15 protein-coding genes are annotated in these 16054 nt (G+C 73.0%); 14 read left to right on the forward strand and 1 reads right to left on the reverse strand.

Annotated elements, in window-relative coordinates; translation table 11 throughout:
• Positions 1-4 precede the first annotated feature (4 nt).
• Entirely contained in the window at positions 5-1576 is a 1572-nt protein-coding gene (ftsY, locus tag LB823_RS07875) for a signal recognition particle-docking protein FtsY (RefSeq protein WP_224646247.1), read from the forward strand.
• Positions 1577-1651: 75 nt separating this feature from the next.
• Here the strand turns inward: ftsY and LB823_RS07880 are convergent, their stop codons facing one another.
• Entirely contained in the window at positions 1652-2506 is an 855-nt protein-coding gene (locus LB823_RS07880; RefSeq protein ID WP_224646249.1) for an alpha/beta fold hydrolase, read from the reverse strand.
• Positions 2507-2655: 149 nt separating this feature from the next.
• On the opposite strand from LB823_RS07880, the gene LB823_RS07885 reads away from it, so the two are divergent.
• The 13 genes from LB823_RS07885 to LB823_RS07945 all read left to right on the forward strand — a co-directional run.
• The gene (locus LB823_RS07885; protein ID WP_224646251.1) at positions 2656-4356 is read left to right on the forward strand and encodes an AMP-binding protein; all 1701 of its coding nucleotides are present in this window, start codon (positions 2656-2658) and stop codon (positions 4354-4356) included.
• A 9-nt stretch (positions 4357-4365) separates the two neighbouring features.
• Positions 4366-5910, forward strand: coding sequence for an FAD-dependent monooxygenase (locus LB823_RS07890; RefSeq protein ID WP_224646252.1), 1545 nt, complete (start codon positions 4366-4368; stop codon positions 5908-5910).
• A 42-nt stretch (positions 5911-5952) separates the two neighbouring features.
• Positions 5953-6645, forward strand: coding sequence for a TetR/AcrR family transcriptional regulator (locus LB823_RS07895; RefSeq protein WP_224646254.1), 693 nt, complete (start codon positions 5953-5955; stop codon positions 6643-6645).
• Between the two features lie 172 nt (positions 6646-6817).
• Positions 6818-7588, forward strand: coding sequence for a maleate cis-trans isomerase (locus LB823_RS07900; RefSeq protein WP_224646257.1), 771 nt, complete (start codon positions 6818-6820; stop codon positions 7586-7588).
• Between the two features lie 29 nt (positions 7589-7617).
• Positions 7618-8328: a VOC family protein gene (locus LB823_RS07905; RefSeq protein ID WP_224646258.1), complete on the forward strand. Its 711-nt coding sequence runs from the start codon at positions 7618-7620 to the stop codon at positions 8326-8328.
• Positions 8325-8570: a hypothetical protein gene (locus tag LB823_RS07910; RefSeq protein ID WP_224646260.1), complete on the forward strand. Its 246-nt coding sequence runs from the start codon at positions 8325-8327 to the stop codon at positions 8568-8570. The genes LB823_RS07905 and LB823_RS07910 overlap by 4 nt, the downstream gene beginning before the upstream one ends.
• Positions 8567-9832: an alpha/beta hydrolase gene (locus LB823_RS07915; RefSeq protein WP_224646262.1), complete on the forward strand. Its 1266-nt coding sequence runs from the start codon at positions 8567-8569 to the stop codon at positions 9830-9832. The genes LB823_RS07910 and LB823_RS07915 overlap by 4 nt, the downstream gene beginning before the upstream one ends.
• A gap of 7 nt (positions 9833-9839) precedes the next feature.
• A complete protein-coding gene (locus LB823_RS07920) occupies positions 9840-10175 on the forward strand; it encodes a YciI family protein (RefSeq protein ID WP_224646264.1) in 336 nt (111 codons plus the stop codon).
• Positions 10172-11449: an RNA polymerase sigma factor gene (locus LB823_RS07925; RefSeq protein WP_224646266.1), complete on the forward strand. Its 1278-nt coding sequence runs from the start codon at positions 10172-10174 to the stop codon at positions 11447-11449. Before LB823_RS07920 ends, LB823_RS07925 begins: the two co-directional genes overlap by 4 nt.
• A gap of 36 nt (positions 11450-11485) precedes the next feature.
• The gene (locus tag LB823_RS07930) at positions 11486-12025 is read left to right on the forward strand and encodes an SRPBCC domain-containing protein (protein ID WP_224646269.1); all 540 of its coding nucleotides are present in this window, start codon (positions 11486-11488) and stop codon (positions 12023-12025) included.
• Positions 12026-12214: 189 nt separating this feature from the next.
• Complete coding sequence (locus tag LB823_RS07935) at positions 12215-13483, forward strand: ammonium transporter (protein ID WP_224646281.1); 1269 nt, start codon at positions 12215-12217, stop codon at positions 13481-13483.
• A 52-nt stretch (positions 13484-13535) separates the two neighbouring features.
• Positions 13536-13874 (forward strand): P-II family nitrogen regulator, encoded by a 339-nt coding sequence (locus LB823_RS07940; RefSeq protein ID WP_068524879.1) that lies wholly within the window; start codon positions 13536-13538, stop codon positions 13872-13874.
• A gap of 5 nt (positions 13875-13879) precedes the next feature.
• Positions 13880-16054, forward strand: a 2175-nt coding sequence (locus LB823_RS07945) for a [protein-PII] uridylyltransferase (protein WP_374201290.1), incomplete at its 3' end; no start/stop codon positions are given.

Below are 16054 nucleotides of genomic sequence, written 5' to 3' on the forward strand. Positions count from 1 at the left end.
TGGCGTGAGTACTTCGGCCATCGCCATCATCATCGCCGTCGTCGCCGTCCTCGTCGTTCTGGCGGCGCTGGCGACCGGCCTCTACCTCAACAAGCGACGGCGCGTCTCGCTCAAGGAGGAGACGACCGAGCCCAAGAGCCTCGACAAGTCGGGCGGGTACAAGGCAGGCGGTGGCTTCACCTTCAGTGAGGGCACGCGCGAGGCCGAGCCCGTGCCGCTGGTGCCGAAGGCGCCGCCCGCCCCGAAGACGGTGCCTGCGCCCGACGCGGCGCCGCACGTCTCCCTCAAGGACCTGCAGGAGTCGCGCGAGCAGGAGGCCGCCGAAGCGGCGCAGGCGCAGGCCGACGCGCGCCTCGCCGAGGCCGAGGAGATCGACCCCGGCATCGCGAACGTCGTGCCGTCCGCCCCGACCGAGATCGAGCACATCGAGGACGAGGCGCCGGAGGCCGCGCCCGCGGCGCCCGCCGAGGCGGAGGCGCCCGCAGCTCCGGCCGAGACCGAGGCTCCCGCCGCGCCGGCGGCTCCGGCCGAGGCGACCACCTCTCCCGAGGCGACCGCGCCCCCGGCTCCGGTGGAGCCCGCTGCGCCGGAGGCGCCGGTCGAGGTGGAGGCCCCCGCGGAGGTGGCACCGTCGGCCCCGAAGCTGGACGAGATCGCCCCGACGGAGGGGCGTCTGGACCGGCTCAAGGGACGGCTCGCGCGCTCGCAGTCGACGGTCGGCGCGTCGCTGCTCGGCCTCCTCGGTGCGGGCGACCTCGACGAGGAGTCGTGGGAGGAGATCGAGGACACGCTGCTCCTCGCGGACCTCGGCACCCCCACGACGATGGCCGTGGTCGAGAAGCTGCGCGACCGCATCGCGACGCAGGGCGTCTCCAGCGCCGCCGAGGCGCGCGCGCTGCTGCGCCAGGTGTTGATCGAGGAACTGCACCCCGAGTACGACCGCAGCATCAAGGCCCTGCCGCACGCCGGCGCACCGTCGGTGCTGCTGGTGGTGGGCGTGAACGGCACCGGCAAGACCACCACCACGGGCAAGCTGGCCCGGGTGCTCGTGGCCGACGGCCGTCGCGTGCTGCTCGGCGCCGCCGACACCTTCCGCGCCGCCGCGGCCGACCAGCTGCAGACCTGGGGCGAGCGCGTGGGCGCAGAAGTGGTGCGCGGCAAGGAGGGGGCCGATCCCGCCGCCGTCGCCTTCGACGCCGTCGCGAAGGGCACCGAGGAGGGTGTCGACGTGGTGCTCATCGACACTGCCGGCCGCCTGCACACCAAGACCGGCCTCATGGACGAGCTGGACAAGGTCAAGCGCGTCGTCGAGAAGAAGGCCAAGGTCGACGAGGTGCTGCTCGTCCTGGACGCGACCATCGGCCAGAACGGTCTCGCGCAGGCGAAGGTCTTCGCCGAGGTCGTCGACATCACCGGCGTCGTCCTCACCAAGCTCGACGGCACCGCCAAGGGCGGCATCGTCTACGCCGTGCAGCACGAGCTCGGCGTGCCGGTGAAGCTCGTCGGCCTCGGTGAGGGCGCCGACGACCTCGCGCCCTTCGAGCCGGCGGCCTTCGTCGACGCCCTGCTCGGTTAGGGCACGCGGCCCGTCGGGCCCGCACACGACAGCGCCCCGCGCCGGAGGATCCCGGTGCGGGGCGTCGTCGTCGGTTCAGGAGATCGACCGCTCCACGAAGTCCAGCTGGGCCAGCGTGTACTCGCGGGCGCAGCTGTGCAGTTCGATGGAGTGGCCGACGCCGCTCATCACGCGCACGTCGATCGGGCCGGCGGTGAAGTGCCGGGCCAGGGCCGCGCGCGCCTCGTCGTCGGAGCGCCAGATCTTGTCGTGCTCGGCGAAGGTCACCTGGACCGGCGCCGCTACGGACGCGCCCACGGCGGGCAGGCGGTGGGCCCAGTCCACCACGTCGCAGAGCTCCGGCATCGGCATCGGGCGCAGCAGCTCGGCGTCACGCGCGACGTGCGCGGGCGTGAACGACCCGTCGGGGCCGAACATGACGCCGGCATGGGCCTCGGCCGGCAGCGCGATCGCGGGGGCGTCGCCGCGCAGGCCGCCCCACATCTCGCGAATGCCCGGCTGCCACAGCTCGCCGAGCCCGCTGATCTCCACGCCCGCGGGCGCTTCGGCGGTCTTGGTGGCGGTGAGCAGCGCGAGCATGCCGCCGATCGAGTGGCCGACGAGCACCGTCGGGAGGTCGTACTGCGTACGCAGCGCGTCGACCGCGGCCGACAGGAGGGTGGACTGCTCGTCGAAGCCGAGCCGTTCCGCAGGGACCGTCGCGCTGCCGCCGTAGCCCGGTCGGTCGATCGCGACGACCGTGTACCCGTGCTCCGGGGCCAGGGCGAGCAACGAATCCGCGCCGACGTGGAAGTACTCGGAATCGTAAGTGCCGCCGTGGATCGCGACGATCAGGGCGCGCGGATCGCCCGGTGCCTCAGCCACGCGTGCCGCGAGCGGAACGCCTGCGGCGTCGATGGTCGTGGAGGAAACTGCGGAGGTGGTCGTCATGATGCGGTGCTCCTTGGATGGTCGACGCGGACGGTGGCCGGCCGGCGTTCGCGAGTGAGGTTACGCCGATGGTGAAGTTTCGTCGGCAATGTCAAGAAAACTCCGCCGACCCCTTGTGTGTCAACAGTCACGTTGATAAATTGACGAACATGTCAGAGAACGATGTGCAGTCCCCACCCCGCTCGGCGCACGAGGCCGGGTTGGTCTCCTATCCCGACGAGTTCGTCGCCCGGTACCGGGCGGACGGCCTGTGGCGCGGCAGGTCGCTGCCCGACGAGCTGACCGACGCGCTCGCGCGGTTCGCCGACCGCCCCGGCCTCGTCACGCCGGAGGTCCGGTGGACGCACGGCGAGCTGCTCGGCCGGGCGCGGGCGTTCGGCGCGGGCCTACTCGCTGGGACCGACCTGGAGCCGGGGGAGCCGGTCATGTTCCAGATGGGGAACGTGGCCGAGACCGTCGTGGCGTACCTCGGCGCCCTGATCGCGGGACTGCGCCCCGTGTGCACCCTGCCGCAGCACGGCGAGCGCGAGATCGGCCTGCTCGCGCAGCACGTCGGCGCCCGCGCGACGATCGTGCAGGCGGACCACGGCGCGGGCGAGACCCTGGCCGTCGCCCGCGCGCTGCACGACTCCGGCGCCCTGCCCGTGGTCGTCGTGGCCCGCGGGGACGCGATCGGAGACACCCCCACGCTGGATCGGCTGTCCGAGCTCGGCGCCACCGCCCCCGCGCCGCCGGCGGTGGATCCCGCGCAGATCGCCGTCTTCCAGCTCTCCGGCGGCACCACGGGCCTGCCCAAGGTGGCGGCCCGGCAGCACGAGGAGTACGTCCACAACTCGCTCGCCTGGGCGGCGGCGCTCGGCTACGACGGCGACACCAAGCTGCTGTACCCGCTGCCCGTGATGCACAACGCCGGCATCGGCCTCGCGGTGCAGCCCGCGATCCTCGCCGGCGCCCAGCTGGTGCTCGCCCCGTCCGCGCGGACCTCCGACCTGCTCGATCTCATCGCCGCCGAGCGCCCGACGTCGCTGCCGCTGGTGCCGCCCGCCGTCGCGGTGCGGCTGCTGGAGGATCCGCGCAGCCGCACCACCGATCTCACGTCGATCGCGGACTTCGTGGTCGGCGGACAGGCGCTGCCCGAGGAGGTCTCGGAGCGACTGCGCGACGAGCTCGGCATCGCCGTCCGGCAGATGTTCGGCATGGCCGAGGGCATGTTCCTGGTGACGCCCGCCGGCGCCGGCGAGGACGTGCGGCACCACAGCGTGGGTGCACCCGTCTCGCCCGCCGACGAGGTGCGGATCGCCGAGGTGGGCGGCGACGATCCGGTCGCGCCCGGCGAGATCGGCGAGTTCTGCGCCCGCGGTCCGTACACGATCCGCGGCTACTACCGCGCCGACCGGCACAACCGCGACTCTTTCAGCGCCGACGGCTTCTACCGCACCGGTGACCTCGCCCGCGCGCACGTGATCGACGGCGTCACCGTCTACTCGATCGAGGGCCGGATCAAGGACGTGATCAACCGCGGCGTCGAGAAGATCCACGCCGAGGAGATCGAGGAAGTCATCCTGCGCCACCCCGACGTGGTCAGCGCCGCGCTCGTCGCGATGCCCGACCCGGTGCTCGGCGAGCGCGCCTGCGCCTACCTCATCGTCGACGACGGTGCCGAGGCCCCGACCGTCGCGACCCTCGGCGAGTTCCTGCTCGGCCAGGGTCTCGCGAAGTACAAGCTGCCCGAGCGGATCGAGGTCGTCACCGAGTTCCCCCTGTCCAACGTGGGCAAGGTGTCGAAGAAGGACCTCCGCGAGCGCATCGCGGAGCAGCTCGCCGCCGACCAGTCCGCCACCGCCCGATAGGAGACCGCCATGACTTCTCATACCACCCCCGGCCGCACCGTCGCGATCATCGGCGGCGGCCCCGCCGGCCTCGCCGCCGGGCGCCTGATCAAGCTCGCCGACCCGAACGCCCTCGTCACCGTGTACGAGCGGACCGACAGCAGCAGCGAGACCTTCGGCTTCGGCGTCGGGCTCACCGAGGCCACGATGAACAACCTCGCCAAGGTCGACCCGCAGACCGCGGACCGGATGCGCGAGGTCAGTCACGGCGGCCATTCGCTCGTGCTGCGCACCGACGCCGGTGACGTGGGCCTGCACGGCGCGCGGAACCTCGCGATCGGCCGGGCCGCGCTCCTCGAGGTGCTCACCAAGGCGGCGCTCGAGGTGGGCGTCGAGATCCGCAGCGGTGTGAAGGCCGGCCTCGACGACGTCTCGGCCGACGTGATCGTCGCCGCCGACGGCGCGCGCAGTGCCGTCCGCGACGCCGTGGCGGACGGGCTGGGCGTGCACGTCGACTACGGCCGACTGCACTTCATGTGGTGCGGGACCGATTTCGCCGTCGACAACGCCAACTTCACCTGGCGCGGCGAGGGCGACGAGCTGTTCGTGGTCCACGCGTACCCCTACGCCGACGACCGCAGCACCTTCCTGATCGAGGCCGACGACATCACCTGGGAGGCCGCGGGACTCGCGGCCTACGCCGCGGCGACGCCCGCGGGGGAGTCGGACACCGCGAGCCTGAAGCACCTCGAGCGGGTGTTCGCCCGCGAGCTGAACGGCGGTGAACTGCTCGCCAACCGCACGCGCTGGGCGCAGTTCCCGACGGTGACCCTCGACCGCTGGTCCACCGGCAACGTGGTGCTGATCGGCGACGCGGCGCACACCGCGCACTACACGATCGGCTCCGGCACCAAGCTGGCGATCGAGGACGCCATCGCCCTCGCCGCCGCGCTCGCCGCGCACGCCGACACGGACGCGGCCTTCGCCGCCTACGAGGCCGCCCGCCGCTCCTCGGTGCAGCGGTTCAAGCACCTCGCCGCGCGTTCGCAGAACTGGTGGACCAGCTTCCGCGACCGCGCCGGCGCGGCGCCGGAGGCCACTGCGCTGTCGTACATGACCCGGGCGGGGAACCTCGGGATCGAGCACTACGCGGCCGAGTTCCCGGAGGCGGCGGCCGTCGCGCTGCGCGGCCTGGGCGCCGAGCCGGCGGGGGACTGGGGCACCGTCGACGACTGGGTGCTGGACCTGCCGCTGGAGACCGAGGCGCTGCGCGCACCGTCGAAGGTGATCGGCGTCGAAGAACTCCAGGACGCGACTCGGGTCGAGTGGAACGGCGGCGCGGCCTGGGAGGCCGGGCACGACGCCTTCGTCGCGGACGCGACCGCCGCACCCTCGGCCGTGGTCGTGGTGGGCGGACCGTCGGACCCCGCGGCGGTGGGCGCGCGGATCGACCTGGCCGAACGGATCCGCTGGGACGGCAAGACGGTCGTGATCGAGATCCCCGCCGCGCTGCGCGCGGAGGCGGCCGCGGCCGTGGCCGTGGGCCGGGCCGACGCGGTGGTGCTCACGGCATGAGCGTCCCGGCGGCCGGTCGCGCCGCGGGATAGGGTCGTCGACATGTCGACAATGGAGAAACCGGGCCGCGGATCGCGGCGGCGGGATCTGATCGTCGGGGACGTGCTGGACGCGGCGACGGACCTGTTCGCGGTCAAGGGGTACGACGCGACCAGCCTGCAGGACATCGCCGACGCGGTGGGGGTCTCGCGGCCGGCGTTGTACCACTACCTCAGCAGCAAGGAGGACCTGCTGGTCATGCTCGTCGAGCGGGTCTCCAAGGATCTCGCCGACGTGATCGAGGAACTGCGCAACCGGTCGGACCTGGCGCCGACGGAGAAGATCACGCTGCTCACCGAGCAGCTGGTCCAGCAGCGCGCCGAGCACCCGAGCCAGTTCCGGATCCTGGACCGTTCCGAGATGATGCTGCCGGAGGAGGCGGGCGCGGTGCACGCGCGCGCCAAGCGGCAGGTGCTGCGCGAGACGATCGCGATCATCGAGGAGGGCGTCAAGAAGGGGGAGTTCGTCCCCGTCGACGCCCGCACCGCGGCGCTGAGCCTGCTCGGCATGTGCAACTGGGTGGCCTGGTGGGCGCGGCCCGCCGACGCCGTCGAGGTCAAGGCCATCGTGGACACCGTCGCCGCGCTGGCCCGGCGCATGCTGTGCGTTCCGGAGTCCGGCGACGGGGCCTCGGGGCCCGCCGGGCTGCTCTCGGAGATCCGGGACCGCCTGGACCGCCTGGAGCCCCTGATCTGACGCCCGCTCCCACAACCGAACACACGCACTCGCCCGGCCGCATCGGCCGGGCGAGTGGCGTTTCTCGGGCCGGTTCGTGACGGCGACGTAGACATGTGAACATGAGTGTTGACAATTTTACAAAGGCGTCGAATACTGGAAGGGAACGACGAACCACACGCAGAGGAGCACCATGAGCGCCAAGCCCATCCGGATCGGACTGGTCGTCCCCAGCTCGAACGTCACCGTCGAGACCGAGATGCCGCGGATCCTCGGCCGGCACCCGGAGGAGACGTTCACCTTCCACTCCAGCCGCATGCGGATGCAGAAGGTCTCCCCGGAGCAGTTGCGCGCCATGAACGCCCAGCGCGAGCGCTGCGTCATCGAGCTCGGTGACGCGGGCGTCGACGCGATGCTCTACGCCTGCCTCGTCGCGATCATGTCCACCGGCCTCGGCGAGCACCACGGCGTGGAGGCGAAGATCGCCGAGCAGCTCTCGGAGGGCGGCAGCGACGCCCGCGTGCTCTCCAGCGCCGGCGCCCTCGTGGACGCCCTCAGCGACATGGGCGCCACGCGGATCGCCGTCGTCACCCCGTACCTGCGCCCGCTCGCCGAGCAGGTGATGGCGTACCTCGAGCACGAGGGCCTGACGGTGACCGACTGGCGCGCCCTCGAGGTGGCCGACAACGCCGAGGTCGGCTGCATCCCCGGCGACCGCGTCATGGAGGCCGCGCGCAGCCTCGACCTCACGGGCGTCGACGCGCTCGTGCTCTCCGCGTGCGTCCAGATGCCCTCGCTCGACCTGGTCCAGGCCGCCGAGGACGAGTTCGGCATCCCCGTGATCACCGCCGCCACCGCCGGCGCCTACCGCATCCTGCGCTCCGTCGGCGCCACCGTCGACATCCCCGGCGCCGGCTCGTTGCTGCGCGCCGATGCCGCCGCCCCGGCCGCCGCCGGCGCCTGACCCCACTCGCCACCGGATAAGGAGAAGACATGTCCGCCAGCACTTCCGAGCACCGCGTCCAGGGCGTCGACCACGCCGCCTTCCCGACCTTCGACCCCGTCGGCACCGTGAACTTCTACAACGGCGTGCTCAAGTTCCCCATCGTCCACTCGATCTGCGCCGCGGGCTGGGGCCCCGAGAACCACCCCGACTTCATCCACTTCTTCTTCGACATCGGCAACGGCGACCGGATGGCGTTCTTCTACTACTTCGGGCTCGAGCCCTTCGGCGACCAGAGCGCCCCCGGCGACTCCTGGGCGCGCCTTCCTCAGGGCACGCCCGAGTTCTTCAAGAACTCCCGCCACCTCGCCATCCACGTCGACGGGGAGGAGGACCTGCTGGAGTACCGCCGCCGCCTCGACGCCTCGGACTGGCCGTGCGAGATGCAGGTGATGCACGAGACCATCGAGTCGATCTACACCCACGATCCCAACGGCTACATGATCGAGATCACCCGCGCCCTGCGCCCCGTGACGCCCCAGGAGGACCTGGACGCCGCCCTCACCCTGGAGGCGCTGTGCGACGTGGTCTCGGGCGGCGCACCGTCGATGGACGCGCTCCTGATGCGCAAGGCCGAGCTGATCGTGGAGAAGGCCGAGAGGTGGGAGGAGCGGCAGTGGGGGCTGGCCGGGCTCGCCGCGACCGGCGATGCGACCGGCGACGCCGCGTGGAACGCCGACGAGGAGGCCGAGGTCCGATGAGCCGCATCTACGTCCTCGACGTCCCCGAGAACGAGGGCGTCCTCAAGGTCGCGGGCGCCGAGCCGCGCAACGAGATCGTGCGGGTCGGTCCGTACTTCCGGATCACCCGGCCGGAGGAGATCGCGATCGATCGCCGCGCCACCGGCTGCCGGCACGCCGTCTGGTACAGCGCCCTCGCGGGCCTGGAGGACTCGCGCGTCGCCCAGCACGACAAGGACGCGCTCCGGGTGGTGGACCGGTGACCACCGCCGAGCGCGCGGGCGCCGCCACCGGCCTCGGCGCGGGCCGCTACCTCGACGCCGAGGCCGTGCCCGACGGCACCGTCACCACCCCCGTCGAGCTGAGCACCGTCGACGGGGCCAAGGTCTCCGGCCTGCTCCGCACCGTGCCCGGCGCCACCGCCGTCGCCTTCCTCATGCACCCCCGGCAGGACTTCGCGCACCACGTCCTGGTGCCCGAATTCCTGCGTCGCGGCGTCGCCGTCTGGACCCAGGGCAGCCGCACCCAGGGCAACGACCTGACGCTGCTGCACGAGCAGGCGCTGCTCGACATGGCCGCCGGCCACGCCTTCCTGCGCGACGAGGGCTTCGGCACCGTGATCGCCGTCGGCCACTCCGGCGGCGGCGCGCTGGCCGCCTTCTACCTGGAACAGGCCGGCCTGCCCGCCCAGGAACGGCTCGCGCGGACCCCGAGCGGCAAGCCCGTGAAGCTGCGCGAGGCGCGGATGCCCGCACCCGACCTCGCGGTGTTCATGGCGCCGCACCCCGGACAGGGCGAACTGCTGCTCCGCATGATCGACCCGTCGGTCGCCGACGAGGACGACCCCCGTTCGATCCTGCCCGAGCTCGACCCCTTCAACCCGGACAACGGCTACGCGCCCGCGCCCGCCCCGAGCACCTACCCGCCCGAGTTCGTGCAGCGCTACCGCGCGGCGCAACGCGCGCGGGTGGAGCGGATCGACGCCCTCGCGCGCGAGCGGGTGGCCCGGGCCCGCGCCGCCCAGCAGCGGTTCGCGGAGTCCGGCGACCCCGCCGACCGCCGCGACGCGCTGGCCACTGAGTTCATCACGGTGCACCGCACCGACGCCGACCTGCGCTGCACCGACCCGTCGCTCGACCCGAACGACCGGCCCTACGGCTCGCTGTTCGGCTCCCGGCCCGACCTCACCGACTACGGCGTCGTGGGCTTCGGGCGCCTGACCACCCCCGACGCGTGGCTGTCCACGTGGTCCGCGCTCAGCAGCAACGCCGGCTTCCTGCGCTGCGCCCCCGCCGTCACCGTGCCGACCCTGTTCGTCGAGATCACCGGCGATCAGGCGTGCTTCCCCGACGACGCCCGCGCGATGGTGGCGGCGTTCGGGACCGACGACGTCGAGCACGTACGGGTGCGCGGGAAGCACTTCGGTGCGGCCCTCACCGCGGGCGAGCGGACGGCCGCGGCGCTCGCCGGCGATGAGATCGAGCGCTGGCTCGGGGCCCGCGGGATCGGCACCGCGGGCGCATAATCGAGTCGTGAAGTACGTGCTGCTGATCTGCGACGACGAGGACGGCTCGCCGACCAACGAGGAGATCGCCGCCGACCCCGCCTACCGCGCCTACGACGAGGACCTCCGGCGCCGCGGGGCCATGCTCGGCGGGGCCCGGCTGCGGCCCGTCGCCGACGCCACCACCGTCCGCGTGCGCGGCGGCGAGACCCTCGTCTCCGACGGGCCGTTCGCGGAGACCAAGGACGTCGTCGGCGGGATCGACATCGTCGAGTGCGCCGACCTCGACGAGGCCCTCGCGATCGCCGCGAACCACACGTACGCGGCCCGCGGGTGCGTCGAGGTCCGGCCCGTCTGGGAATGACCACCCCCGACGCGGTGCAGCGCGCGGTCGCCGACGCGTACCGGGCCGAGTGGGGCCAGGTCGTCGCCACCCTGATCGGACTCACCGGAGACTGGGACCTCGCCGAGGACTGCACACAGGAGGCCTTCGCCGCCGCCCTCGCGACCTGGCCCCGGGACGGCGTGCCGCCGCGGCCCGGCGCGTGGCTCACCATCACCGCCCGGAACAAGGCGCGGGACCGCCTGCGGCACGACGCCACCGGTCGCGAACGGACGCGCCGGCTCGCGGCGCTCGCGAACCCGGGGGAGGACGAGCCGGAGCACATCCCCGACGAGCGGCTGCGCCTGATCTTCACCTGCTGCCATCCGGCGCTGCCGCTCGCCGCCCGCGTCGCCCTCACGCTGCGCACCCTCGCCGGGCTCACGACCGGCGAGATCGCCGCCGCGCTGCTCACCACCGAGTCGGCGACGGCCCAGCGGATCGTCCGGGCCAAGCGGAAGATCGCCGAGGCGGGGATCCCGTACCGCGTCCCGCCCCCGGACCTGCTGCCGCAGCGCCTCCCCGCGGTGCTGGCCGTCGTGTACCTGATCTTCAACGAGGGCTACGACGAGGTCGACGGCGTCCGCGACCTCACCGGTGAGGCCGTACACCTCGGACGCGTGCTGGACCGGCTGCTGCCCGACGAGCCCGAGGCGCGCGGCCTGCTCGCCCTCATGCTGCTCAGCGAGGCCCGTCGCGCCCACCGGGTGCGCGACGGGGTGCTCGTGCCGCTCGAGGAGCAGGACCGGAGCCGCTGGGACCGGGCACTGATCGAGGAGGGCCTCGCCCTGCTGGACGCGGCGCTCGCCGCCGGGCGGCCCGGCCCCTACCAGGTGCAGGCGGCGATCGCCGCCTGCCACGCGACCGCCCCGGACGCGCGGCGCACGGACTGGCGGCAGATCGCCGCGCTGTACGCCGAGCTCGCCCGCACGACGCCGTCACCCGTCGTCGAACTCAACCGGGCCGTCGCGGTCGCCATGGCCGACGGTCCGCCCGCCGGGCTCGCCCTCGTCGACGCGGTCGCCGCCACCGGCGCCCTCGACGGCTACCACCTGCTGCCCGCGACCCGCGCCGACCTGCTGCGGCGGGCCGGCCGCACGACCGAGGCCCGCGCGGCGTACGAGGAGGCCCTGGCGCTCGCGCCCACCGACCCCGAGCGCGCCTACCTGGCCCGACGGGTTCGCGAGCTGCGCGGCGGACACCGGCCGGAGAACTTCTTCGCGGCGGATGTCGATTCCGGGCGCTCCCATCCGTAGGTGGGGTGGACGACCCCCTACCGAAGGAGCCGGATCATGTCGACCATGGAGAACACCCAATACCTGACCGCCGCCGTGACGATCGACCGCGCGCCGGAAGACGTCCTCGCCGCGGTCCTGGACGTGCGCGGATGGTGGACCGAGAACCTCATCGGCCACTCCGCCGTCGTCGGCGACGAGTTCGTCGTCACCGACGACGCCGCGTACCCCGGCGAGACCTCCCGGACCAAGGAGGGCATCCGGTTCTGCCGGTTCCGGGTGACCGAGGTGAGCCCCACCCGGGTCGCCTGGCACGCCGTGGACTGCGAGATGACCTTCATCGAGGACCGCCACGAATGGCGCGACACCGACGTGATCATCGACCTCACGCCGGTGGACCGCGGCACCGAGCTGCGCCTCACCCACGTCGGGCTGACCGCCGAGTCCGAGTGCTTCGAGGCCTGCTCGCGCGGCTGGAGCTTCTACGTGCGCACCAGCATCCCGCAGCTGGTCACGACCGGTGCGGGGCAGCCCATTCCCCGGTATCCCGACGCGGACGGCGCCGGCGGGGCGGCACCGTCGGAAACACGGGCGTAACCGAACGGCCCGAACCCGGGCCGACCGGTTACACACGAGCAACACGAGCGCCCCCGCAGGGAAACCGCGGCCGCCGAAGCTGTTCTCACTCGCACCGCAACGGCGGCGCGCCCGAGGAGGTTTCCCGTGCTCTTGGCTTCTGTGCCCGACGAACTGTTCGGCAAGGTCGACTCCGGCACCACCGCGTGGATGCTGATGTCCGCGGCGTTGGTGCTGCTCATGACGCCCGCCCTCGCGTTCTTCTACGGCGGTCTGTCCCGCCAGAAGAGCGTGCTCAACATGATGATGATGTCGATCGGCTCGCTGGGCCTGGTCTCCGTGATCTACGTGCTGTGGGGCTACTCGATGTCGTTCTCCGGGGAGGGCAACTACCTCGGGATGTTCGACAACCCCTTCAAGTACTTCGGCCTGGACCAGCTGATGGAGACCAAGACGTCGGGCGAGGACACCCTGGTGGTGCTCAACGCCGCGGGCAGCGGCCTCCCGGCGATCGTCTTCGCCGGCTTCCAGCTGACCTTCGCCGTGATCACCGTCGCGCTGATCTCGGGCGCCCTCGCCGAGCGCGTGAAGTTCGGGACGTGGCTGCTGTTCACCGGCATCTGGACCACCATCGTGTACCTGCCCCTGGCCCACATGGTGTGGGGCGGCGGCCTGCTGTCGAACGCGGAGGGCGGCATCGCCGCGAAGCTGTTCGGCCTGAACGAGGACGGTAAGGCCGCCGTGGCGCCCATCGACTTCGCCGGCGGCACCGTCGTGCACATCAACGCCGGTATCGCGGGCCTGGTGCTGGCGATCATCGTCGGCAAGCGCCTCGGCTTCGGCAAGCACTCCTACCGCCCGCACAACATCCCGTTCGTGATGCTCGGCGCCGCGCTCCTGTGGTTCGGCTGGTTCGGCTTCAACGCCGGTTCCGCGCTCGGCGCCAACGCCACGGCCGGCCTGGCCTGGGTCAACACGACCGCCGCCACCGCCGCCGCGATGCTCGGCTGGCTCGCGGTGGAGAAGTTCCGCGACGGTCACGCCACCACGGTGGGTGCCGCGTCGGGCGTCGTCGCCGGCCTCGTCGCCATCACCCCGGCCTGCGCGAACGTGACCCCCGTGGGCGCCATCATCCTGGGCGTCGTGGCCGGTGTCGCCGCCGCCTTCGGTGTGGGCCTCAAGACCAAGTTCGGTTTCGACGACTCGCTCGACGTGGTGGGCGTGCACCTGGTGGCCGGCGTGATCGGCACCGTCGCCCTCGGATTCCTGGCCAAGGACACCGGCCTGTTCTACGGCGGCGACTACAAGCAGTTGGTCGTGCAGATCGTGATCGCCGCTGCCGCACTGGCCTTCACCGCCGTCCTCACCGCGGTCATCGCCTTCGCGCTCAAGCCGCTCGGCTGGCGCGTCGACAAGGAGTCCGAGGCCGATGGCATCGACAACTCCGAGCACGCCGAGACGGCGTACGACCTGGTCTGAGGTGACCGGATCTAAGCTGAATCCACAACCGACTTAAGCGAAGGAAACTCTTATGAAGCTGGTCACCGCGATCGTCAAGCCCTTCACGCTCGAGGACGTGAAGGCGGGCCTCGAGCAGGCCGGGATCCTCGGTATGACCGTCAGCGAGGTACAGGGCTACGGCCGGCAGAAGGGGCACACCGAGGTGTACCGCGGCGCCGAGTACTCCGTGGACTTCGTGCCCAAGGTCCGCATCGAGGTCGTCGTCGACGACGCCGTCGTGGACAGCGTGGTCGACGTGATCGTCGAGGGCGCCCGCACCGGCAAGATCGGCGACGGCAAGGTCTGGGTCACGCCCGTCGAGTCCGTCGTGCGCGTGCGCACCGGCGAGCGCGGCAACGAGGCCCTGTAGCGACGATGACGGTGCCGGACAGGGCGATCGTGACGATCGGGGAGAGCGGGTCGCCCGCGGGCGGCGGGCATACGGGCAGCGGGCTCAGCGGTGCGAAGGAATTGGTCGCCGCCCGCGCCCGCCTCCTCGACCGGGCGTCGGGTCCGCACCGTCTCGAGCCCGCCGCCCTGCGCGGCGCCCTCGCCGACCTGGCCGAGGTGTGGCTCACCACCCACGGCGCCGCCGCCGGCATCGGTCCGGACAGCGGGCTCGCCCTCGTCGCCGTCGGCGGCCTGGGGCGTCGGGAACTGCTGCCCCACAGTGACTTCGACCTCCTGCTCGTGCACGACGACGGGCTGGACCCGGAACGCGTGACGGCCGTCGCCGAGAGCATCTGGTACCCGCTGTGGGACGCGCACATCAAGCTCGACCACAGCGTCCGCACCGTCCCCGAGGCGGTCCGCGTCGCCCAGTCCGATCTCACCGCGGCCCTCGGGCTGCTCGACGCCCGGCACATCGTGGGCGACGAGGAGATCACGAACCTGCTCATCAGCGGCGTGCGCCGGCAGTGGCGCGCCGACATCCGCTCCCGCGTCGACGACCTCGCCGAGCAGGCGCGCGAGCGGTGGCGCCGCTCGGGCGAGATCGCCCACCGCGCCGAACCCGACCTCAAGAACGGTCGCGGCGGCATGCGCGACGTGCAGCTCCTGCAAGCGCTCTCGCTCGCGCAGCTGACCGACGGGATCCCGACCCCGTCGGCCACGCCGAGCGGCACCACCGGCAACGACCTGGCCGCCGCCTACGCCCGGCTGCTCGACGTGCGCACCGAGCTGCACCGGATCGCCGGCCGCGCCCGGGACCAGGTCCGCGCCCAGGAGGCCGACGAGATCGGCGCCGCGCTCCGCCTCGGCGACCGGTTCGACCTGGCCCGCACCATCAGCGACAGCGGCCGCACCGTGGCCTACGCCGTCGACGTGGGCATCCGCACCGCCCAGAACGCCCTCCCGCGCCGCGGCTTCTCCCGGCTGCGCCGCCCGCCCGTGCGGCGCCCCCTCGCCGAGGGCGTCGTCGAGCACGCCGGCGAGGTCGCGCTCGCCCGCGACGCCCGGCCGGACCGCGACACGGGCCTCACCGTTCGCGTCGCCGCCGCGGCCGCCGCGTCCGGTCTGCCCATGTCGGCGTCCACCCTCGCCCGGCTCGCCGAGGTCACGCCCGCCCCGCGCAGTCCCTGGTCGGCGGAGACCGTCGCCGACCTGCTCGCGCTGCTCGGCGCCGGGCGCGGCGCGGTGCCCGTGATCGAGGCCCTCGACCGCACCGGCCTCTGGGGGCGGCTGCTGCCCGAGTGGGGCGCCGTGCGCGACCTCCCGCCGCGCGACGCGGTGCACACCTGGACCGTCGACCGGCACCTGATGGAGACCGCCGCGCACGCCGCCAACCGCGCCACCGACGTCGCCCGGCCCGACCTGCTCGTGCTCGGCGCGCTGCTGCACGACCTGGGCAAGGGCCGCGGCGGCGATCACAGCGTGATCGGCGCCGAACTCGCCGAGGCGATCGCCGCTCGGCTCGGGCTCTCCGCCGACGACACCGCCCTCCTCGCCGCGATGGTCCGGCACCACCTCCTGCTGCCCGCCGTCGCCACCCGACGCGACCTCGACGATCCCGCGACGATCGAGATGGTCGCGGAGAAGATCGACCACGATCCCATCCTGCTGGAGCTGCTGCACGCCCTCGCGGAGGCCGACTCGCTCGCCACCGGGCCCGGCGTCTGGGGCGACTGGAAGTCGCGGCTCATCGGCGAGCTCGTCCGCCGCACCCGCCGGGTGCTGGACGGGGAGCCCGCGCCGCAGCCCGGTCCCGTGCCCGAGGAGGTGGCGGCGCTCGCCGCCGCGGGCGGGACGCACGTCCGGATCACCCCGGCGCCCGCGCTGGGGCCGCACACCTTCACCGTCGCCGTCGTCGGACCCGACCGGCGCGGCGTCCTCGCTCGGATGGCAGCCGTGCTCGCGCTCGCCGGCCTGCGGGTCCAGAGCGCCACCGTCGGCGCCGTGGGGGAGTCCGCGGTCAACACCTTCCTCGTGGTGCCCACCTTCGGCGACCCGCCCGATCCGGCGGTCGTCCGGCAGCGGCTCCTCGCCGCGCTGGACGGTGCCGACGTGCTCGCCGAGCTGCGCGCCCGCGAGCGCGCCGCGTCGGCCCCCGTC

This window comes from Tsukamurella sp. M9C (assembly GCF_020169415.1).
GTDB lineage: Bacteria > Actinomycetota > Actinomycetes > Mycobacteriales > Mycobacteriaceae > Tsukamurella.

Excerpts from the sequence above, each read along its gene's own strand:
- LB823_RS07880 (WP_224646249.1), bottom strand. The coding sequence starts at position 2,506 with ATGACGACCACCTCCGCAGTTTCCTCCACGACCATCGACGCCGCAGGC.
- LB823_RS07885 (WP_224646251.1), top strand. The coding sequence starts at position 2,656 with ATGTCAGAGAACGATGTGCAGTCCCCACCCCGCTCGGCGCACGAGGCC.
- LB823_RS07890 (WP_224646252.1), top strand. The coding sequence starts at position 4,366 with ATGACTTCTCATACCACCCCCGGCCGCACCGTCGCGATCATCGGCGGC.
- LB823_RS07895 (WP_224646254.1), top strand. The coding sequence starts at position 5,953 with ATGTCGACAATGGAGAAACCGGGCCGCGGATCGCGGCGGCGGGATCTG.
- LB823_RS07900 (WP_224646257.1), top strand. The coding sequence starts at position 6,818 with ATGAGCGCCAAGCCCATCCGGATCGGACTGGTCGTCCCCAGCTCGAAC.
- LB823_RS07905 (WP_224646258.1), top strand. The coding sequence starts at position 7,618 with ATGTCCGCCAGCACTTCCGAGCACCGCGTCCAGGGCGTCGACCACGCC.
- LB823_RS07910 (WP_224646260.1), top strand. The coding sequence starts at position 8,325 with ATGAGCCGCATCTACGTCCTCGACGTCCCCGAGAACGAGGGCGTCCTC.
- LB823_RS07925 (WP_224646266.1), top strand. The coding sequence starts at position 10,172 with ATGACCACCCCCGACGCGGTGCAGCGCGCGGTCGCCGACGCGTACCGG.
- LB823_RS07930 (WP_224646269.1), top strand. The coding sequence starts at position 11,486 with ATGTCGACCATGGAGAACACCCAATACCTGACCGCCGCCGTGACGATC.
- LB823_RS07935 (WP_224646281.1), top strand. The coding sequence starts at position 12,215 with ATGCTGATGTCCGCGGCGTTGGTGCTGCTCATGACGCCCGCCCTCGCG.
- LB823_RS07940 (WP_068524879.1), top strand. The coding sequence starts at position 13,536 with ATGAAGCTGGTCACCGCGATCGTCAAGCCCTTCACGCTCGAGGACGTG.